Source organism: Actinomadura rifamycini DSM 43936 (assembly GCF_000425065.1).
GTDB classification, from domain to species: Bacteria; Actinomycetota; Actinomycetes; order Streptosporangiales; family Streptosporangiaceae; genus Spirillospora; species Spirillospora rifamycini.
Map to the genome: position 1 here is coordinate 155,531 of NZ_AULB01000015.1, position 19,740 is coordinate 175,270.

Consider the following 19,740-nt stretch of genomic DNA (forward strand, 5'->3'; position numbering starts at 1 on the left):
GGCCGTCCGGGTCGCACCTGTGGATCACGATCGCGCGGGTTCAGTCCGCGACCCGGTCGAACTCTCCCTTCTTCGCACCGTCAAGGAAGCACGCCCACTCGCGCTCGTCGAACACTGACACGAGCCCGCCGGGCGCGCCGGTGCTGCGCAGCAGGGTCCACTCGCCCGCGAAGGCGACCTCTATGGCGCCGTCGGGCGTCGCGGAGCGCCGCCAGTCGAGGGCGTCGAGGTCGACGCCCAGCTCGGCCGCGGAAGGTTTGCGCACGTCCATCTCCTGTCTGGGGGCGGGGGGCGGGCGGTCCGGACGGCTAGGGCACGCGGGCGACCGCGCAGTAGCTCCACCGGGACCCGTCGCTGTCGGCCTCCTCGGCGTCCTCGGCGCCCCAGAAGCCGACGTAGGTGACCTCGGCCTTCGCCCCGTCGTACGGCGGGACGATCTCCAGGCCGTCGAAGTACCGCTCGATCTGCTCCCGGGTGCGGGTGTGCACGCCGGTGGGCGTCCCGGAGTAGATCTCCTGCACCGCCCGGACCCGCCATTCGGGCTGGAAGTCCTGGGTTCCGGCGGACAGGACCAGGTAGCTGCCGGGCACCAGCCGCCGCATGTAGCGGGCGACGATGTCCCAGGGGTCCTCCTCGTCGGAGAGGAAGTGGGTGACCGCGACCAGCATCATCGCGACCGGCCGCGAGAAGTCGATCAGCCGCCGCGTGTCGGGGTCGTCCAGGACGGCCTCGGGGTCGCGCAGGTCGCGCAGGACGACCGCGGTCTGCTCGTCGCCCTCCAGCAGCGCGTTCGCGTGGATCCGGACGATCGGGTCGTGGTCGACGTAGACGACCCGGGCGTCGGGGCGGACGGCGCGCGCGACCTGGTGCGTGTTGTTCTGCGTGGGGAGCCCGGCGCCGACGTCGACGAACTGGCGGACGCCCTGCTCGGCGACCCAGCGGACGGCGCGCTGCAGGAAGCCGCGGTTGGACCACGCGACGTCCCGGATCTCCGGCACCTTCCGGTTGACCTCGGCTCCGGCCGCCCGGTCGGCCGCGTAGTTGAGCTCGCCGCCGAGGTAGTAGTCGTACAGCCGGGCTGCGCTCGGGACCGAGACGTCCACGCCCGGCGGCGCCTCCTCGGTGTCGCTCATCGCATCGCCTCCGGCTCCCTGCCACTCACGGTTCGTCCGATATGTCACAACTTGTGATGCACAAATTATGAAGCATGAATCGGCCTTCTGTGCAGTGTCCGCGCGCATCTCTTTACACGCGCGCCGCCGATGCAACTTACCGCTCGGCGACTATTGCATGGCCTATCGGGAACCCGTCCATGGACTATCGAATTTCTGTGCGAAGAAAATTGCGGACGGACCGAAAACGCGGATGCCGCGGCCTTCTCCCGCCTTTTGCTGACCCACCATGATCGGTCGGCGGACAATTCGGCGCGCCGACTCGTCCCGTTCCGACGTCCCCGCGGCGGCCTTCCGGAGACCGCCGTGGATACGGCGCCGGCCTAGCCGGCGGCGGGCACCGGGACGGTCGCGTCCAGCAGGCGGCGGGTCTGCGGGTGCCCGGCGCCGTCGAGCCCCGCGGCCGGGACGTCCTCGACGACGCGGCCCTCGTGCAGGACGACCACGCGGTCGGCGACCCGGCGCGCGACGCGGAGGTCGTGGGTGACGAGGACGATCGTCAGCCCGTCGTCGCGGCGCAGCGCGGTGAGCAGGTCGAGGATGCGGTCCCGGGTGAGGACGTCGAGGCCGCTGGTGGGCTCGTCCGCGAGCAGGACGCGGGGCCGCTGCGCGAGGGCGCGGGCGATCGCGACGCGCTGGCATTCGCCGCCGGAGAGGGTCGCGGGGCGGCGCCCGGCCACGGCCGGGTCGAGCCCGGCGCGGCGCAGCAGGTCGTCGTCGTACGGGCCCGCCTCGGCGACGACCTGCCGGACGGTGTGCCGGGGGTCGAACGACGCGAGCGGGTTCTGGAAGATCAGCCCGGTGCCGCGGCGGACGCCGCGCCGGTCGCGGTCGCGCAGCCGCCACACGTCCCGGCCGTCGCGCAGGACGGTCCCGGCGGCGGGCCGGTCGAGGGCGGCGAGCGCACCGATCAGGGTGGACTTGCCGGAGCCGCTCGCGCCGACGACCGCGACGGCCTCGCCGGGCGCGACGTCGAGGTCGACGCCGTCCAGCGCGACCGTCGCGCGGCGGCGGGACCGCAGCACCCGGGTCGTCCCGCGCAGCGCCATGCTCCCGTCGGGCGGGCGGGCGGCGGGCGGGGGCGGCGGGTCGGCCGCGGCGGCCGCGGCGGCGGCGAGGTCGCGGGCGAGGTCCGTCCGGGGGCCGGTGAGGACCCGCGCGGCGGGGCCGTGCTCGACGATCCGGCCGTCGCGCATGACGGCGATGTCGTCGGCCCAGCGGGCGGCGGCGGCCAGGTCGTGGGTGATGAGCAGGACCGCCCGCTCCCGGCCCGCCGTGCGGGCCTCGGCGCGGACCAGGTCGAGGACGGCGGCCTGCGCGACCGGGTCGAGCGCGCTGGTGACCTCGTCGGCGATCAGGACGGGCGGTTCGTGCACGGTCGCGAGGGCGAGCGCGACGCGCTGCGCCTGCCCGCCGGACAGCTCGAACGGGTACGCGGCGGCGAGGGACGGGTCGAGGCCGACGCGGGCGAGGGCGGCGCCGGGGTCGCCGGCGCCGTGCGCCCGGACGGTCTCGGTGAGGTGGCGGCGGACGGTGACGGTCGGGTTGAGGGACGCGAGCGCGTCCTGGAACGCGTACCCGACGTCGCGCCCGCGCTCCGGGGCGCGCCCGCCCACCCGGACCGTCCCGCCGTGCGGGTGGAGCCCGGCGATCGCGCGGGCGGTGAGGGTCTTGCCGCTGCCGCTGGGGCCGACGAGCGCGAGCACGCGCCCGGCGGGGACGTCCAGGTCGAGGCCGTGCACGACGCGGCGGCCGGGCACGTCGACGGTCAGCCCCGCGACGGTCAGCCCCGGGGCGGTCGGTCCTGCGGGCTTCACCATGAACCGCCTTCGTCGGACGGGCCGGCGATCGCGCCGGCGACGACGTTCACCGCGATGATCGTGGCGACGACGGCCGCCGCCGGGACCGCGACCGTGTACCAGGCGCCGGTCAGCAGGTGCGACTGCGCCTCGGTGAGCAGGTTGCCCCAGCTCGGGTTGTTCGGCGGGACGCCGAGGCCGAGGAAGCTGAGCGTCGACTCGGCGAGGATCGCGTGCCCCACCTCGAACGCGGCGACGGACGCGACGGGCGGCAGCGCGCCCGGCAGCAGGTGCCGCCACAGCACCTGCCGGCGCGACAGCCCGAGCCCGTACGCGGCCCGCACGTACAGCCGTTCGCGGCGGCCGCGCAGCTCGGCGCGGACGATCAGCGCGACCGGCATCCAGCTCGACACCGCGATGGCGACGATCACCGTGCCGAGGGACGGCCCGGCGACGGCGGCGAACGCGAGGACGATCACCAGCAGCGGCAGCGACAGCAGCACGTCGGCGGTGCGGGCGATCAGCGCGTCCAGCCAGCGGGGCGCGACGGCGGCGAGCCCGCCGAGCAGCATCCCGGCCCCGACGGTGATCGCGGCGGCGGTGAGCCCGACCAGCAGCGACGTCCGGGCGCCGTGGAGCATGCGGGCGAGCAGGTCGCGGCCGAGCTGGTCGGTGCCGAGCGGGTGCCCGGGCGAGCCGGGCGGCAGCGACGTCGCGGACGTGTCGGTCGCGAGCGGGTCGAGCGGCGACAGCCAGGGCGCGAGCAGCGCGGCGAGGCCGAGCGCGGCGAGCACCGCGACGGCGGCGGCGAGGGCGGGCCGCCGGGGCCGCAGCCGGACGGCGAGGAGGCCGCGCGGCGCGCGGGTCGTCTCAGCCCGCACCGGTCGCCCCCTTCTCCGCCGCGCCCGGCCCGCGCGCCGCGCCGCCGCGCCGGGCGCGCGGGTCGAGGGCCGCGACGGCCAGCTCGGCGAGCAGGTTCGCGGCGACCACCAGCAGCCCGGTGACCAGCACGATCGCGACGAGCAGCGGGTAGTCCTGGGCGCGCGCGGCCGCGATCGCCTCGCGGCCCATGCCGGGCCACGAGAAGATCACCTCGGTGGCGTAGACGCCCGCGACGAGCGTCCCGACGCCGACGCCGAGCCGCGCGGTGAACGGGACGAGCCCGGGCCGCATCAGGTGCCGCGCGACGACCGTCCGGCGCGGCAGCCCCCGGACGCGCGCGTTCTGCACGTGCGGCGCGTCCCGGAGCCGTCCGACGCCGTTCTCGACGAGCCGGACGTAGATGCCGAAGTGGTGCCCGAACGCGAGCGCGCACGCGGGCAGCGTCAGGTGCGCGAGCAGCCCGTACGCGGTGACGGGCTCGCCGGGCCTGCTCACGCCGCCGGACGGCATGAGCTGCGTCGACGCGGCGAACACGTAGAGCAGCAGCAGCGCGACGACGAATCCGGGCATCCCGCCCATCACGAACAGGGCGAGGTCGATGCCGCGGCGCAGCCACGCGCGCCGGGTGAGCGCCGCGACGAGCCCGACCGCGAGGGCGGCGGAGAAGCTGAGGACGGTCGCGGCGGCGGCGAGCAGCAGCGTCCACGGCACGGTGTCGCCGAGGATGTCGGTCACCGGCATGCCGGACATGTACGAGGTGCCGAGGTCGCCGTGCAGGGCGTCCGACACCCACCGCGCGTACCGGACGTGCACGGGGTCGTCCAGGCCCATCTCCGCGCGCAGCTCCGCGACCGCCGCCGGGGAGGGCGGCCGTCCGCCCGACCGCGCCTCCAGGATCGACGCCGCCGGGTCGCCGGGCGCCGCGTCCAGCAGCCCGAAGCACACCGCCGACAGGGCGGCGACGACCAGCACGGCCGTCGCCGCCCGCCGGGCGATCCGCAGGGCCATCTACGCGTAGCGCCAGGTCTGCGCGTTCCAGAAGAAGCCGTAGCCGTGGTGCCCCATGGTGCGCTGCTGCGGCCCCTCCAGGTTCTCCGGAACGGCGTTGATGGCCTTCAGGTACCCGATCCACGCGAACGGCGGGTCGTCCTGGAGCGCCTTCTGGAAGTCGGTGTAGGCGGTCTTGCGCCCGTCCGGGTCGAGCGTGGTGCGGCCCTTGTCCAGGGCCTTGTCCGCTTCCTCGTTGCTGTACGAGCCGAGGTTGGACCCGCCTTCGCCGATCGCCTCGTCGGTGTGGAACACCCCGTACACCGACGAGTCCGGGTCGTACGGCGTGCCCCAGCCGACCACGGCCGCGTCCAGGTCGCCCCAGTGCTTGCGCACCCAGTCGCTGGAGCGCGGGGCGGGCGTCACGTCGAAGCCCGCCTCCTTGAGCTGGGTCGCGGCGACGTTCAGCATGGCGACGCGCAGCGAGTCCTCGGCGAACGTGGTCAGCTCGAACGCGACCGTCGTCCCGCCCTTCGCCCACAGGCCGTCGCCGTTCTTCGCGTACCCGGCCTCCTTCATCAGCGACTCGGTCTTCGCCGGGTCGAACGCGAAGCCCTCGGCGGCGGCGAACTCGCTCATGTCGAGCGGCCCCTTCGCCGGGGCGCCGTAGCCGACGACGACGCTGTCCATGATCGCCTTGCTGTCGATCGCGTGGTTCATCGCCTTGCGCACCCGGGCGTCCGCGAACACCGGCTTCTTCATGTTGAAGCCGATCGCCCGGTAGTCGGCCGTCGGGTACACCTCCAGCCGGTGCCCCTTCACCTGCTCCGCCTGCTTCGGCCGGACGAACGCGCCGTCGACCTCGCCGCCGTTCAGCTGGATCAGCCGCGCCGAGTCGTCCGGCACGTACTTGATGACGATCTTCTTCAGGCCCGGCTCGCCCTCGTAGTACCGCTCGTGCGCCGCCAGCTCCGCGTACTGCCCGTGCTTGTACTCCGCGATCTTGAACGGGCCGGTGCCGATCGGGTTCCGCCCGAACTCCGGGTCGGTGATCTCCTTGCCGTCCAGCACGTGCTTCGGCAGCATCCCCATCGACAGGGCCCCGAGCATCGGCGCGAACGGCTCGTCCAGCTCCAGCCGGACGGTGTGCGCGTCGGGCGTCGCGATCTCCTTCACCATCGCGAAGTTGCGCGACAGCGGCGCGTCGGCCCCCGCGTCCCGCACGGTCTCGATGGTGAACCTGACGTCGTCCGAGGTGAACGGCTTCCCGTCGTGCCACGTCGCGCCCTCGCGGAGCTCGAACGTGTACGACGTCCCGTCCTCGGACACCTTCCACGACTCCGCGAGCGCCGGGACGATCTTGTTGTCGGCGTCGTGCCCGGTCAGGCCGCGGAAGACCAGCTCGGTGACGGGGTCGGTGTGCCCGTCCTGGAGGCCGGGGTTGAACGTCTCGGGTTCGTCCCCGACCGCGTAGGTGAACACGCCGTCCTTGCCGGAGGCGGACGTGCCGCCCTGCCCGCAGGCGGAGGCGAGCGCGGCGGCGAGGACCACGGCCAGCATGGCCAGAACCGGACGTTTCAACATGAAGCACAGTATTGCAAACGTTTCGCAATAACTATGCCACCGCACCTACCGGACGGCGCTCACCCCGACCGGCGGATCCGGGTCGCCACCGGCGTACTGAACTCGATCTTCGAGTCGCCGGTCGCGCTGGCCCGCCGGCTCGCCACCCTGGACCGGCTGTCGCGCGGACGCCTCGACGCGGGCATCGGGCAGGGCGGCGGCACCCGGCTGCCGCCGCACTACATCCCCGAGGAGTTCGCGGCGGCCGGGGTGTCCCCCGCGCGGCGCGGCGCCGGGTTCGCCGAGCACGTCGCCGCGATGCGCGCCTGCTGGGGGCCCGACCCCGTCGAGTTCCGCGGCGAGCGCTACCGCGTCCCCCGGTCGAAGATCGGCCCGAAGCCGTGGGGCGACCGGATCCCGCTGCGCTTCGGCGCCACCGCCCGTCCCGCGATCGAGCGCGCGGCCCGCATCGGCGACGGGTTCGTCACCGTCGCCGCGCACTGGGACGACGCCCGCACGCAGGTCGGCTGGTACCGGGCCGCGGGCGGCACCGGCGACGTCGTCGTCAACGTCCTGCCCGCCCCGCCCGGCACGGACGTGTCGTCCGCCGACTTCACCGCCGCGGCGGTCGCGGCCCTCGACCGGGCCGCCGCCCTCGGCGCCGACGAGGTCCACGTCGTGACCGCGCTCCTGGGCGTCCCGGCGCAGCGCCAGGTCGAGCTCCTGGAAGCACTCGCCACCGAACTGGCCCTACCCGCCCGCCACTCATGACCCCGGCGGGACGTCAGCCGGGGCCCGCCTCCCGCCGCCCTCGGCGGCGGTCCCGAACGTCCCGGCGCCGCGCGGGCGCCGTCGGCCCGCCGGACCCGACGTCAGTGTTCGGGGGCGGGGGCGTCGGTGCGGCCTGCGGCGTAGGCGGCGGGGAAGGCGGTGCCGAGGGCCGCGCGGGCGGCGGCGAGGAGGCGGGCGGTCTCCCGGGGCGGGACGGCCGCGGCCGGATCGGCGGCGCGGACAGCCGCGGCGGCGCCGAGCAGCCGGGCCGCGCGGTCGTCGCGGCCCGCGAGCAGTTCGGCGCCCGCGAGGCCGTCGAGCGCGGACGCGACGGCGGGCGCGTCGCCGAGGGCGCGGGCGGCGGCGAGCCCGCCGAGATGGTGCGGGCGGGCCGCGGCGGCGAGGGCGGCGCCGAGCGCGCGGCCCGCGTGCCCGGCCCGCCCCCGCTCGATCCAGTACCAGGCCAGCGACGCCGTGAGCCGCAGCGCGAGGTGCGCGTCCCGGCGGCCGACGGCGCTCTCCAGGGCGCGGCGCAGGTTCGCGGCCTCGGCGTCGAGGCGGGCGAGCCAGCGGAGCCGGGCGGGTCCGGCACGGTAGGCGTCGGCGCACTCCGCGACGCGGGCGTAGTACTCGTCGTGGCGCCCCTGGACGTCGCCGGTCTCGCCCGCGTCGGCGAGGCGGTCGAGCGCGTAGGCGGCCACCGACTCCAGGAGCCGGTACCGGACGCCGCCGGGATCGTCCGCCGGCAGGACGAGCGAGCGGTCGACGAGCCGCACGACGACGTCCAGGATCTCGGCGCGGTCGACGTCGCCGCCCGCGCAGGTCTCCTCGGCCGCCTCCAGGGTGCAGCCGCCGGTGTGGACGGCGAGGCGGCGCAGGACGGCGCGTTCGGCGGGCGGGAGCGGCTCCCAGCTCCACGCGATCGCGGCGTGCAGGGTCCGCTGCCGGGGCGGGACGTCGCGGCGGTCGGAGCGCAGCACCCGGAAGCGGTCGTCGAGCCGTGCGGCGAGCGTCGCGGGGCCGAGCGCGCGGACGCGGGCGGCGGCGAGTTCGAGGGCCAGCGGCAGCCCGTCGAGGCGGCGGCAGACGGCGGCGACGGCGGCCGCGTTGGACGCGTCGAGCGCGAACCCCGGGTCCGCCGCCGCCGCGCGCGCGACGAACAGCCGCACCGCCGGGACCTCCGCCAGCTCGCGCGGGCCGCCCTCCGGGGCGGCGGGCGGGACGGGGAGGGGGGACACGGGGTGCAGGTGCTCGCCGGAGATGCCGAGGGGTTCGCGGGCGGTGGCGAGGATGCGCAGGCCGGTGCCCGTGGCGAGGAGCGCGTCCGCGAGTTTCGCGACGGGTTCGATGACGTGCTCGCAGTTGTCGAGGACGAGCAGCGCGCGGCGTCCGGCGAGTCCCTCCGCCGGGTCGGCGGCGTGCGTCCCGGCGGGGTCGGGGAGGCCGGCGGCGGCGGTGACGGCCTCGGCGACCCGGGCGGGGGCGACGCCCGCGAGTTCGACGAGCACGACGCCTTCGGGGAAGGCGGCGCCCGCGCGGGCGGCGGCCTCCAGCGCGAGGCGCGTCTTGCCCACGCCGCCCGGGCCCGTGACGGTCACCAGGCGGGACGCGCGCAGGGCGGCGAGGATCGCGTCCGGTTCGCCGTCGCGGCCGACCAGCTCGGTGCGGGGGACGGGGAGGCGCGCGGGCGCGAGGGGCGCGGACGCGGGGACGTCCAGGGACGGGTCCTGCCGGAGGATCGCCTGGTGGAGGGCGGCGAGTTCGGGTCCGGGGTCGAGGCCGAGCTCGTCGCGGAGCCGGTTCCGGACGCGTTCGTAGCACTGCAGGGCCTCGTGCTGGCGCCCGGAACCGTACAGGGCGCGCATGAGGGCGGCCTGGAGGCGCTCGCGCAGCGGGTGGCGGCCGGCGAGGTCGGTGAGGTCGGCGACGAGGGCGCGGTGCTCGCCGAGCGCGAGGCGGGCCTCGGCCAGGTCCTCGCGGGCGGTGAGGCGGCGCTCTTCGAGACGGTCGGCGGCGGCGACGGCGAACGGGGCGTCGGCGAAGTCGGCGAAGGCGGGGCCGCGCCAGAGGGCGAGCGCCTCGGTCAGGACGGACGCGCGAGCCCGGGCGTCCGGGGCGGGCGCGGCGGCGAGGGACGCGAAGCGGGACGCGTCGACCGCGCCGGGCGCGGCGGCCAGCGCGTATCCGGGGGGCCGCGCGGCCACCAGCGCGCGGCCGCCGGGTTCGGCGTCGTCGAGGGCCCGGCGGAGCTGGGAGACCTTCGCGCGGAGCGCGGCGGCCGGCCGGGCGGGGAGGTCGTCGCCCCACAGGTCCCGGATGAGCCGCTCGGCCGACACCGGCCGCCCGCCGGCGGCCAGCAGCGCCGCGAGCAGGAGCCGGACCTTCAGTTCCGGCACCCGGACGGGGCGGTCGTCGTCCGTCCGGACCTCCAGCGGGCCCAGCACCCCGAAGCGCATGCGTTCACCGTAACCGGACCCGAACCGGGCCGGAATCCCGCCCGAACCCCGGCGGCGCAGGGTGTGCGCGTCACCTTCGCAACGAGACGGGGAGAGATCATGACCGCTACCGCCGCGCCCGCGGCCCCCGCCCGGGCGGGGGCGCGCGAATGGCTCGGACTGGCCGTGCTGGCGCTGCCCACCCTCCTGCTGTCCATCGACAACACGGTGCTGTTCCTGGCGATGCCGCACCTCGCCGCCGACCTGGCCCCCGGGCCCGTCCAGCTCCTCTGGATCATGGACGTGTACGGGTTCGTGATCGCGGGCTTCCTGGTCACGATGGGGGCGCTCGGCGACCGCGTCGGCCGGCGCCGGCTGCTGCTGTGCGGGGCGGTGGCGTTCGGCGCGGCCTCGGCCCTCGCCGCGTACGCGACCAGCCCCGGGATGCTGATCGCCGCCCGGATCCTGCTGGGGCTCGGCGGCGCGACGCTGATGCCGGCGTCGCTGGCGCTGATCGGCACGATGTTCCGGGACGCGCGGCAGCGCGCCCTCGCGATCGGCGTGTTCACCGGCTGCTTCATGGGCGGCGCGGCGCTCGGCCCGGTGGTCGGCGGCGCGCTGCTGGAGCGTTTCTGGTGGGGCTCGGTGTTCCTGGTCGGCGTCCCGGTCATGGGGCTGCTGCTGGCCGCCGCGCCGCTGCTGCCGGAGTCGCGGGGGCCGCGCGGCGGGCGCATCGACCTCGCGAGCGTCGCGCTGTCGATGGCGGCGGCGTTCCCGGTCGTGTACGGGCTGAAGGAGGTCGCCGAGGACCCGGCGCGGCCGGCCGCGTACGCCGGGCTCGCCGCCGGGGCCGCCTTCGGGTACCTGTTCGTCCGGCGGCAGCGCACCGTCGCCGACCCGCTGCTGGACCTGCGGCTGCTGCGGTCCCGGACGTTCTCGGTGGCGCTCGGCCTGCTGCTGGCGACGAACGTCCTGTCGGGCGGCCTGTACCTGTTCGCCAGCCGCTTCCTGCAGACGGCCGAGGGGCTGTCGCCGCTGGACTCCGGGCTGTGGATGACGCTGCCGGCGCTCGCGATGGTCGCGGGCTCGCTGCTGGCGCCGCTCGCCGCGCGGCGCGTCCGTCCGGGCACGCTGATCGCGGGCGGGATGGTCCCGGCGGCGGTCGCGTTCCTCGTCGCCGGGTTCGCGGACGGCACCGGGGTGCTGATGGCGGGGCTGACGGTCGGGTTCCTGTGCCTGTCGCCCGTCGCCGCCCTCGGCATCGCGCTGGTCGTCGGCGCGGCGCCGGACGAGCGCGCCGGCGCGGCGTCCGCGATCGCCGAGACGTCCGGGGAGTTCGGGATCGCGTTCGGCATCGCCTCCCTCGGCAGCGTCGGCGGCGCCGCCTACGCTGCGCTGGTCGCGCTGCCGCCGGGCGCCCCGGACGCCGCCGGGGAGTCGCTGGAGGACGCCGCCGCGGCCGCGGAGGGGCTCCCGCCGGAGTCCGCGGCCGCGCTGCTGGAGGCCGCCCGGGACGCGTTCCTCGGCGGGTTCGGCGTCGTCACGGTCGTCGCGGCCGTGCTGCTCGCCGGGCTGGCCGTCCTGACCGCGACCGCCATGCGGCACCTGCCGCCGATCGGCGCCGACGACGCGTGACCGCGCGACCCGCCGCCGGGCTCGCCGGGCCCGGTCGTCCGCTTGCGGGACGGCCGGGCCCGGCGGCGGCACGAGGGCGGGCGGACGGCACTTGGCAGAATGCTCTTGCACGGATGTTAAGTGCATTAGTACACTCAAAGGCATGTCGGAGCAGCGCTACAAAGTGGGCGATCCGCTTCTCATCGAAGCGGAGCACGACGCGTTGAAGCTGTCGGGCCAGCTGATCCAGCGGCCCGCCGGCACGGTGTTCATGAACGAGGGCGAGCAGACCGACTTCGTCATGCTCATCGAGAAGGGCGTCGTCAAGATCAAGGTCGGGCAGCCCGCCCGCACCGTCGCGCTGCGCCGGGCCGGCGAGATCGTGGGCGAGATGGCCCCCATCCGCGGCACCCCCCGCTCGGCGACCGTCGAGGCCGCCACCGACGTCTCGGTCCTGTGGATCTCCGCCGCGCAGTGGCTGGACTTCCTCGACGCCCACCCGCGCGCGGCCATCGCGCTGATCGCGGCCACCGACGAGCGCCTCGACCAGGCCACCCAGAAGATCAAGGACTCGGAGTTCTCCGTCGAGCGGCGGCTCGCCGGCGCCCTGCTCGACCTCGTCGAGGCCGGGATCGGGCGGCGGCTGGACGACGGCGTCGAGGTCGCGATCAGCCAGCAGGAGCTCGCGTCCCTGGCGGGCGCCCGCATCGACTCCATCAAGAAGGTCCTGCGCATCTTCAAGGACCACGGCCTCATCCGGACGGGCCGGCAGCGGCTGACCCTCGTCGAACTCGATCGGCTTTCGGCGATCGCCACGGGAAGCATGACCGCCCCGTAGCGGCGGCGGCAAGGGAGAGCACGATGACCGGCAGACTGTCCGACCACCCGCTGATCAAGGCGCTGCTCGGCTTCCGGCTGCCCGCGGAGGACTACGTCGTCCACGGCAGCGGGCCGCTGCTCGCCCGCGGCCTGCGGCCGGTCGACGAGCTCGACATCGTCGCCCGCGGCGCCGCCTGGCGCGCGGCGGCGCGGCTCGGCCGCCCGATCCGCGGCGCCGTCAGCGGCGCCCCGATGTACGAACTCGGAGGCGGCCGCGTGCACGTCTCCCGGCACTGGTTCCTGCCGCCCGCCGACACCGACGCCGGCGTCGACGCGCTCATCGCGGACGCCGACCTGTTCGAGGGCATCCGGTTCGCGCGCCTCGACGAGGTCCGCGCCTACAAGCGGCACCTGGGACGCGCCAAGGACCACGCCGACCTGCGGCTCCTCGCGCGCCGCTCTCCCCGACCGGGCCCCGGCCCCGGCGCGCCCGCGCCGGGCGGCGCGGCCCCGCCCGTTCTCGGTCCGCTACCCGAAGGAGAGGAGGTGATGACCCATGTGGTCGCAGGCTGTCACTGAGACGGCGCGGACGGTGCGGCTGGCCCTGGCAAGCTGGAGCCACACCGCCCGCGGGGCGATCCTGCTCGTGGTGCTTGCAGGATGCCTGTTGTTCCTCATGCACCAGGGTATGCCGCTCATCACCTGGTGAACAAGCGGCCCCGGGGCCGTGCCGCGCCCGTTCCGGCGGGGGCGGCGCGGCCCGCCCGCACGTCCGCGCGCATGCTCGCCCGGACGTCCGGGCGGTGACGCTCGGTGAGCGGCGGACGGGCGCGGACGGGCGTCAGGCGCCGGGACCGGGGCGGGGTTCGACGTCGGTCGGGCCGAGGGGGGCGCCGCACGCGTCGCACGTGAAGCGGGGCGTGAGCGTCCCGGCGCAGCCGCGGTGCCCGACGATCACCGGGGCGCCGTCCGGAGCGTAGTGGCGGTCGCCCCACAGCAGCAGCGTCATCATCGCGGGCCACAGCTCGACGCCCTTGCGGGTGAGCCGGTACTCGTGGCGCTCCGGGCGCTCCTGGTACGGGACGCGGCGCATGATGCCCTCGTCGCACAGCCGGGTGAGCCGGTCGGTGAGGATGTTGCGGGCGACGCCGAGCACGTCCTGGAAGTCGTCGAACCGGCGGTACCCGTCGAACGCGCTGCGGATGATCAGCAGCGTCCAGCGGTCGCCGACGACCTCCAGCGAGCGGGCGATCGAGCAGTTCTGCGACTCGTAGGTGCGGGGCAGGGCCACGCTTCGAGAGTAGCGGAGCATTGCGGTGAAACGTCGGGCCCGGGACGGCGCATGCCGTCCCGGGCCCGGAAGCACCGGAGCCGCCGGCTACTTCAGCTTCTTGCCCGCCGACTGCAGGCTCTCGCACGCCTCGACGACGCGGGCGGCCATGTTCGCCTCGGCGGCCTTGCCCCACGAGCGCGGGTCGTACTGCTTCTTGTTGCCGACCTCGCCGTCCACCTTCAGGACGCCGTCGTAGTTGCGGAACATGTGCTCCGCGACCGGGCGGGTGAACGCGTACTGGGTGTCGGTGTCGATGTTCATCTTGATGACGCCGTAGGAGACGGCCTCGCGGATCTCCTCGAGCGTGGAGCCCGACCCGCCGTGGAACACCAGGTCGAACGGCTTGTCTTTGCCGTGCTTCGCGCCGACGGCGTCCTGGATCTCCTTGAGGACCTCCGGCCGCAGCTTCACCGAGCCCGGCTTGTAGACGCCGTGCACGTTGCCGAACGTCGCCGCGAGGATGTAGCGGCCCTTCTCGCCGACGCCGACGGCCTCGGCGGTGGCGAGCGCGTCGCCCGGGGTCGTGTACAGCTTCTCGTTGATCTCGTTGGCGACGCCGTCCTCCTCGCCGCCGACGACGCCGATCTCCATCTCCATGATGATGCGGGCCTTGGCGCACTCCTCCAGGAGCTCCTCGGCGATCCGCAGGTTCTCGTGCAGCTCGACCGCGGACCCGTCCCACATGTGCGACTGGAACAGCGGCTCCTCGCCGCGCGCCACCCGCTCCTGCGAGATCTTGATGAGCGGGCGCATGAACCCGTCCAGCTTGTCCTTCGGGCAGTGGTCGGTGTGCAGCGCGATGTTCACCGGGTACTTGGCGGCGACGACCTTGGCGTACTCGGCGAGGGCGGTCGAGCCCGTCACCATGTCCTTCACCGACGGGCCGGACAGGTACTCCGCGCCGCCCGTCGAGACCTGGACGATCCCGTCGCTCTCGGCCTCGGCGAAGCCGCGCAGCGCCGCGTTCAGCGTCTGGCTCGAGGTCACGTTGATGGCGGGGAAGGCGAAGCCGTCCCGCTTCGCACGGTCGAGCATCTCCGCGTAGGTCTCGGGCGTTGCGATGGGCATTTCAGCGTCCTTTCATACGCAGCGGTGCCGCCGGGCATCCGGCCGGGCGGTAGCACCCGGGCACCCGCCGGACGGGCGGGGACGCCGGGTCGGGCATGCCGTCCACGGTCAGTATCGCGGTCGCGGCCCCCGCCCAGCTCACCAGGGGGCGCCGCGGGTGCCAGTATCCCGGATTTCGCGTCCGGAGCCAGTGGGGACGCGCGCCGCGCGGCACCCGATCGCGGCGCGCTTCCGGACGTCCGAAACGTCCCCCCGCGGCCCGGTGCGGACGGCCGCGGCCGCGGCGCGCGGACGCCCGCCGCCGCGGCGCCCGCGGCCGGTTCGGCCCCGCCGGCCACGAGATCCGGAGCCAAGGGAACAAAACGGACAGCGGCGCGAAGAAGAATGTCCCTGAAGAGTCACGTCCGTCGCTCAGCGGTGACAGTTATCGCTAACCTCCCCATGTGGGACGTCATCGGTCGGACCCCAGGGGTCTCGCACGCATATTGATCGCGGCTTTGGCCGTGGCCGCCGTCTTGGCTCTGCTCGTCGTCGGCGGCATGGCTCTGGTGAACGCGGTCTCGGGCGACGCCGATCCCAAGGGACCCTCCGCCACCGTCTCCTCGGACGGTGGCGGAGGGTCCCCCTCCCCATCCGCGGACTCCCCGTCCCAGGCACCCGCCCTGCTGATCCGCGTGGTCGGCGCGCCCACCAAGGTCGTGGTCCGGGTGCCCGACGGGGAGATCTTCTTCACCGGTGTCATGAACACCGGCGAGACCTACCACTACAACGAGACGCCGCTGTCGGTCGTCGCCGACAACGGCTCCTCCCTCGAGGTGACCATCCACGGCGAGGAGCAGGACCCGGCGTCCGCCCAGCGCACCGTGTGGTCGGTGCCCCAGCGGTCCTGACCGGCGGCGTCAGCCCAGCCCCAGATCCGCCACCTCGAACGGGTGCCGGTACTCCAGTCCCTCCGCGGCGATCCGCGCCGCGGCCCCCCGCTCCAGGATCGTCGCGACGGCCACGACGTGCGCCCCCGCCTCCCGCAGCGCCTCCACCGCGGTCAGCACCGAACCGCCCGTGGTGGAGGTGTCCTCGACGGCGAGCACCCGCCGGCCCGCCACGTCCGGGCCCTCGATCCGGCGCTGCAGGCCGTGCGCCTTGCCCGCCTTCCGCACCACGAACGCGTCCAGCGTCCGCCCACGGGCCGCCGCCGCGTGCAGCATCGCGGCCGCCACCGGGTCGGCGCCCAGCGTCAGGCCCCCGACCGCCTCGTAGTCCAGGTCGTCCGTCGCGTCCAGCATCACCGACCCGACGAGCGGCGCGGTGGCGCCGTCCAGCGTCACCCGGCGCAGGTCCACGTACCAGGACGCGCGCTTGCCCGACGACAGCACGAAGTCCCCGTGCACCACCGCCTTGGCCTTGATCTGTTCCAGCAGCTCATCACGATCGCTCACGGGGAAACCCTATTCACCCCGCCCGCGCGCGCCGCGCCCGCCATGTACGGTGCCGGAGAGGAGGACGCCATGACACCCGGATCCCTCGTGCTCCTGCACGCGCCGAACACCGGCTCCGCCGCCTGGGGCGACCTCCCCGAGACGCTCCGCTCCTACGGGCTGGACGTCATCGCCCCGGACGTCGCCGAGGGCGCCGGCTCCCGCTACGTCGCCCGCGCGTCGCTCATCATCGCCGCGACCGCCCCCGCGACCCCGCTCGTCCTCGCCGCGCACGGCGCCGCCGGGCCGCTGCTCCCTGCCGTCGCCCTAGCGCAGCGCGCCGCCCACCGCGCCGTCGGCGGCTACCTCTTCGTCGACGCCGACCTGCCGCGCCCGGCGCACGCGCACGACCACGACGGCGGCGGCGAGCACGTCCCCTCGCCCCCGGACTGGCCGGACGCCCCCTGCGCGTACCTCCGCACCCACGCCGACCGGTCCGCGTCCCCGGGGCACGACCGGGCCGTCCGAGAGGCCCGCCTGCGCGGCTGGCCCGTCGCCGAGCACGAACCCCCGGCGGCCGTGGCGCAGTCCCTCAGCGAACTCCTCACGACCCTGTAGCCGCATCCGGCGGGCGGGCCGCGGGAACCGGCCCGGCCGCTCCGCCGTCCCATCGTCGATCGTCCGGAACCGGCGGAAGGCGGGCCCATGCGCGGACGGAAGGCGGCCACCGCCGTCCTCGCGTCCCTGACGCTCCTCACGGCCTGCACGGACGACGGCGAAGGGCACGTCGAGACCGGTCCGCCCCGGCCGGACGGCCGGAAGATCGCCGTCGAGGCCGCCGCCGGACGCCTCACCCCGCTCGACCGCTGGCCGGACGCCTGCTCGCTGCTCACCGCGGACGAGGTGCGCGCCGTCGTCCCGTCCGCCGACGACATCGGGGCGCGGTCCGCGCCGGCGGTGCCGCGGATCCCGCCGTCCTTCCCCGGCGCGGACGCGGGGCCGCCGCGCGAGGTTCCCCGGGGGCGGTGCGCCTTCACGATGAGACTCCCGGTGTACCGGCAGGAGTTCACCGGGGCCGACCGCGGCTCCGGCGGGTTCGGCGTCGCCCTCGACGCCGTCGCCGGTCCCGACGCGGCCGCGGCGATCCACCGGGAGCGGAAGGCGCGCGCCGACCGCGCCTCCGGGGCGGAGGAGGTCCGTGTCGGGGGCGCCGAGTGCTACGCGTACCCGCCGTCGGGGGCGCCCTCGATCCCCTACCTCTCGTGCCGCCGGGGGCCCGTGGTGTTCACCGTCGAGCGGGCGTCCTTCGAGAGCGTCTCCTTCGAGGGCGTCGGCCGCCGCGACGGCGGCGCGGAGTTCGACCGGGCCGTCCTGGAGCGGATCCTCGTGCCGCTGGCCGAGACCGTCGCGGCCGACCTCCCGAGCGGCTGACGCCCGGACCGCGCGGTCGGCTCAGGCGTTCTTGAGGAGGTCGTCGAGGAGGGCGTCGTAGTCGTCCTCGCCGCGGCCCAGGTCGATGCGGGCGCGGTAGCGGAGGCGCAGGAGGGCTTCGAGGCTGTCCTCGGCGATCGCGACGTCGTCGGGGCCCGGGGTCAGCGACGCGGCGGGGGCGGGCTCGCCGGGCTCGCCGGGGCCGCCGACGCCCGTGCCGACGGCGTTGTCGCGCAGCGCGAGGACGACGTCGGCGCCGTTCGTGGCCCAGTCGTGCGCGCCGGACGCGTCGCCCTGGGCGTACAGCACCTCGGCGACCGCCCGGTACACCTCGGGGTCGCGGGGCCGGTCGGCGCGGATCTGGTCGACGAGGGCGCGGGCCTCGTCGGCGCGGCCGAGCTCGAACAGCGCGTCGGCGAGGTAGGCGCGCGGGTCGCCGTAGGTCTCGCCGCCGTCCTCCAGGGCGCGGCGGTAGAAGTCGGCGGCCTTGCCGTGGTCGCCGGCGTGCTGCCACTGCTCGCCCGCGCGCAGCAGGACGTTCGCGCGGGACACCCCGCCGGACACCGTTTCGGCCAGTTCGGCCAGGCGCCGCGCGGCCGCGATGTGATCGCCCGTGCGCAGGGTGTCGAACTCCAGGTCGTCGAGGTCGTCTTCCGTCACATGCGTCACGGTTCAACGCTACCCGGCGGCGCCCGACCGAAGCGGGCGATTCTGGGATGTCGGTGAATACCGGCGCGTACCCGTCAGCCTCACCTGCGGGAACGTTCGAGGGCGTCCCAGAAGCCGCGGCGCAGCGCGTGCCGGACCTCGTCGTGCAGCAGGAAGTCGATCGGCAGCGACGAGCCCTGCAGCAGGCGGGCCTCCAGGTCGGAGGGCATCCGGGGCTTGCGGGCGAGCACCGCCTCCAGCCACAGCGCGGGCGCGTCCCGGGCGACGGACTCGCCGAAGTCCTGCCCCTCCTGGTGCGCGGACTTGACGGCGTCCGCCAGCGACGGCGCGTTCTGCTGGGCGGGCACCGGGGAAAGCTGCTGCGGCCCGGTGTAGGGGCCGGGCGGCCGGGTCGCGGGGAGCGACTGCGGCGGGGACGGCGGCGACGGCGCGGGGACCGGCGGTGCGGTGTACTGCTGCGCCGGGGCGGCGTGCGAGCCGGTCGGTGCGGGCGCGGCGGGCTGCGGCGTGCCGCCGCTGAACGACGCGCCGAACCCGCCGGACCCGGACGTCCCGGACGTCCCGGCACCGGACGTCCCGGACCCGAGCGTGGTCGAGCCGAGCACGCCGGCGCCCGAGGAGCCGCCGAGCGGGCCGGAGTTCGGCCCGGTGTCGAGGACGCTCGACCCGTACCCGCCGGACGCGGGCGACGGCGTCGGGCCCGTGGACGTCTGCGGGGACGGCGACGGCAGCACCGGCGGGCCCGTGGGCGCCGGGGCGGGCGGGGGGCTCGGCGGCGCGGACGGCATCGGGGGCGGCGGGGGCGCGGCCGGCGTGCCGGTGATCGGCGACGACGGCGGCGGGCCGTGGTGCGGGGCGGGCTGCAGGGACCCGAGGGACGCTCCGTTGCCGTGCCCGTTCGACAGCGGGCTCGCCCCGGACGACGCGGACGCCCCCGACGGCGCGGACCGCGCGGACGGCACGGGGGACGCCCCGGACGACACGGACGACGCGGCGGACGAGCCGATCGGCACGCCGGGCAGGACGGAACCGGACGGCGGCGAGCTGATCGACGGCGCGGCCGAGGCGCCGGACGTACCGCTGCCGGACGTACTCGCGCCGGACGACCCCCCACCGGACGAGTGCGCGCCGGACGAGTGCGCGGAATCCATGCCCGTCAGGAGGTTCACGTAGGGGCGCAGGTCGCCGGCGCCGATCTCGATGAGGTCGTCGCACTCCTGCCGCAGCACCCGCGAGATCGTCCAGTTGCCGTCGACGGCGACGTGCACGACGGTGACGCGGACGCCGAGGTCCTGCGCGTCGGCGACGACCTGGGCGAGGTCCTCGTCGCCGCTGACCAGGACGGCCTCGGCGAGGGCGGCGTTGCGGGCGAGGGTCATGAGGTCGCGGTGGATCTCGGTGTCGACGCCCTCGCGGCGGCCGGGGCGGATGCGGCCGAGCCGGAGTTTGAGGCCGGGCAGGTCGGCGAGCGCGTCGTGCTCGGGGGCGCGGCGGCCCTCGACGGTGGCCTCGTACCAGTAGCAGCGCAGCAGCGGCAGGCCGGTGCGCTCCCGGGAGAGGTTGTTCAGCAGTTGCAGGAGGCCGCTGAAGTCCCAAGCCACGGCGTCGCGATGGCGGGTGCCGTGCACCGCCATGGCACCGTCGCCCAGCAGGTAGCCGGCGTCTACGAACAGCGCGCAGCGATCCATGCGACACCGCCCTTCCTCTGGCACGGGAGCTCACGGGGTGCCCAGCCCGCGGTCAGGCCGGCGAGCGTGACCATCTTCGGCGCCTGCCCTTCCT

At 75.6% G+C, this 19,740-nt stretch carries 19 protein-coding genes; 7 read left to right on the forward strand and 12 right to left on the reverse strand.

The window, feature by feature from the left end:
- Nucleotides 1–40: 40 nt before the first annotated feature.
- The 6 genes from H505_RS0115920 to H505_RS0115945 all read right to left on the reverse strand — a co-directional run bounded on the left by H505_RS0115920 (nucleotide 41) and on the right by H505_RS0115945 (nucleotide 6,424).
- Nucleotides 41–265: a DUF397 domain-containing protein gene (locus H505_RS0115920; RefSeq protein WP_158642465.1), complete on the reverse strand. Its 225-nt coding sequence runs from the start codon at nucleotides 263–265 to the stop codon at nucleotides 41–43.
- A 43-nt stretch (nucleotides 266–308) separates the two neighbouring features.
- Nucleotides 309–1,133, reverse strand: a complete 825-nt coding sequence (locus tag H505_RS42135) for an SAM-dependent methyltransferase (protein WP_051300738.1) — start codon at nucleotides 1,131–1,133, stop codon at nucleotides 309–311.
- 362 nt (nucleotides 1,134–1,495) lie between these two features.
- The gene (locus H505_RS0115930; protein WP_026402802.1) at nucleotides 1,496–2,992 is read right to left on the reverse strand and encodes an ABC transporter ATP-binding protein; all 1,497 of its coding nucleotides are present in this window, start codon (nucleotides 2,990–2,992) and stop codon (nucleotides 1,496–1,498) included.
- Nucleotides 2,986–3,852 carry an ABC transporter permease gene (locus H505_RS0115935; protein WP_026402803.1) on the reverse strand — a complete coding sequence of 289 codons (867 nt, stop codon included), beginning with the start codon at nucleotides 3,850–3,852 and terminating at the stop codon, nucleotides 2,986–2,988. Before H505_RS0115935 ends, H505_RS0115930 begins: the two co-directional genes overlap by 7 nt.
- Entirely contained in the window at nucleotides 3,842–4,861 is a 1,020-nt protein-coding gene (locus tag H505_RS42140; protein ID WP_051300739.1) for an ABC transporter permease, read from the reverse strand. The genes H505_RS0115935 and H505_RS42140 overlap by 11 nt, the downstream gene beginning before the upstream one ends.
- Nucleotides 4,862–6,424 carry an ABC transporter substrate-binding protein gene (locus H505_RS0115945; protein ID WP_233617903.1) on the reverse strand — a complete coding sequence of 521 codons (1,563 nt, stop codon included), beginning with the start codon at nucleotides 6,422–6,424 and terminating at the stop codon, nucleotides 4,862–4,864.
- Nucleotides 6,425–6,457: 33 nt separating this feature from the next.
- On the opposite strand from H505_RS0115945, the gene H505_RS42145 reads away from it, so the two are divergent.
- Nucleotides 6,458–7,174, forward strand: coding sequence for an LLM class flavin-dependent oxidoreductase (locus H505_RS42145; protein WP_084550286.1), 717 nt, complete (start codon nucleotides 6,458–6,460; stop codon nucleotides 7,172–7,174).
- A 101-nt stretch (nucleotides 7,175–7,275) separates the two neighbouring features.
- On the opposite strand, the gene H505_RS42150 is transcribed toward H505_RS42145, so the two are convergent.
- Nucleotides 7,276–9,630 (reverse strand): AfsR/SARP family transcriptional regulator, encoded by a 2,355-nt coding sequence (locus tag H505_RS42150; RefSeq protein ID WP_051300740.1) that lies wholly within the window; start codon nucleotides 9,628–9,630, stop codon nucleotides 7,276–7,278.
- Nucleotides 9,631–9,729: 99 nt separating this feature from the next.
- Here H505_RS42150 and H505_RS0115960 point away from each other — a divergent pair, with 99 nt between their 5' ends.
- The 3 genes from H505_RS0115960 (at nucleotide 9,730) to H505_RS42155 (ending at nucleotide 12,621) form a co-directional block, all read left to right on the forward strand.
- Nucleotides 9,730–11,244 (forward strand): MFS transporter, encoded by a 1,515-nt coding sequence (locus H505_RS0115960; RefSeq protein ID WP_026402805.1) that lies wholly within the window; start codon nucleotides 9,730–9,732, stop codon nucleotides 11,242–11,244.
- 142 nt (nucleotides 11,245–11,386) lie between these two features.
- Nucleotides 11,387–12,061 (forward strand): Crp/Fnr family transcriptional regulator, encoded by a 675-nt coding sequence (locus tag H505_RS0115965; protein WP_026402806.1) that lies wholly within the window; start codon nucleotides 11,387–11,389, stop codon nucleotides 12,059–12,061.
- Between the two features lie 23 nt (nucleotides 12,062–12,084).
- Nucleotides 12,085–12,621: a hypothetical protein gene (locus tag H505_RS42155; RefSeq protein ID WP_051300741.1), complete on the forward strand. Its 537-nt coding sequence runs from the start codon at nucleotides 12,085–12,087 to the stop codon at nucleotides 12,619–12,621.
- Between the two features lie 262 nt (nucleotides 12,622–12,883).
- Here the strand turns inward: H505_RS42155 and H505_RS0115980 are convergent, their stop codons facing one another.
- Nucleotides 12,884–13,333, reverse strand: coding sequence for a winged helix-turn-helix transcriptional regulator (locus H505_RS0115980; RefSeq protein ID WP_026402807.1), 450 nt, complete (start codon nucleotides 13,331–13,333; stop codon nucleotides 12,884–12,886).
- An 87-nt stretch (nucleotides 13,334–13,420) separates the two neighbouring features.
- On the reverse strand, nucleotides 13,421–14,443 hold the full coding sequence (gene fbaA, locus H505_RS0115985; protein ID WP_026402808.1) for a class II fructose-bisphosphate aldolase: 1,023 nt from the start codon (nucleotides 14,441–14,443) through the stop codon (nucleotides 13,421–13,423).
- Between the two features lie 503 nt (nucleotides 14,444–14,946).
- Between fbaA and H505_RS0115990 the strand changes: the two genes are divergently transcribed.
- The gene (locus tag H505_RS0115990) at nucleotides 14,947–15,333 is read left to right on the forward strand and encodes a RodZ domain-containing protein (RefSeq protein ID WP_064743648.1); all 387 of its coding nucleotides are present in this window, start codon (nucleotides 14,947–14,949) and stop codon (nucleotides 15,331–15,333) included.
- 9 nt (nucleotides 15,334–15,342) lie between these two features.
- On the opposite strand, the gene pyrE is transcribed toward H505_RS0115990, so the two are convergent.
- Nucleotides 15,343–15,879 carry an orotate phosphoribosyltransferase gene (pyrE, locus tag H505_RS0115995; RefSeq protein ID WP_026402810.1) on the reverse strand — a complete coding sequence of 179 codons (537 nt, stop codon included), beginning with the start codon at nucleotides 15,877–15,879 and terminating at the stop codon, nucleotides 15,343–15,345.
- A 69-nt stretch (nucleotides 15,880–15,948) separates the two neighbouring features.
- On the opposite strand from pyrE, the gene H505_RS0116000 reads away from it, so the two are divergent.
- Nucleotides 15,949–16,476 (forward strand): hypothetical protein, encoded by a 528-nt coding sequence (locus H505_RS0116000; protein WP_026402811.1) that lies wholly within the window; start codon nucleotides 15,949–15,951, stop codon nucleotides 16,474–16,476.
- Nucleotides 16,477–16,563: 87 nt separating this feature from the next.
- A complete protein-coding gene (locus tag H505_RS0116005) occupies nucleotides 16,564–17,289 on the forward strand; it encodes a hypothetical protein (RefSeq protein WP_026402812.1) in 726 nt (241 codons plus the stop codon).
- Nucleotides 17,290–17,310: 21 nt separating this feature from the next.
- On the opposite strand, the gene H505_RS0116010 is transcribed toward H505_RS0116005, so the two are convergent.
- Nucleotides 17,311–17,958, reverse strand: a complete 648-nt coding sequence (locus tag H505_RS0116010; protein ID WP_026402813.1) for a tetratricopeptide repeat protein — start codon at nucleotides 17,956–17,958, stop codon at nucleotides 17,311–17,313.
- Nucleotides 17,959–18,038: 80 nt separating this feature from the next.
- Nucleotides 18,039–19,646 carry an NYN domain-containing protein gene (locus H505_RS0116015; protein WP_026402814.1) on the reverse strand — a complete coding sequence of 536 codons (1,608 nt, stop codon included), beginning with the start codon at nucleotides 19,644–19,646 and terminating at the stop codon, nucleotides 18,039–18,041.
- Between the last annotated feature and the right edge of the window lie 94 nt (nucleotides 19,647–19,740).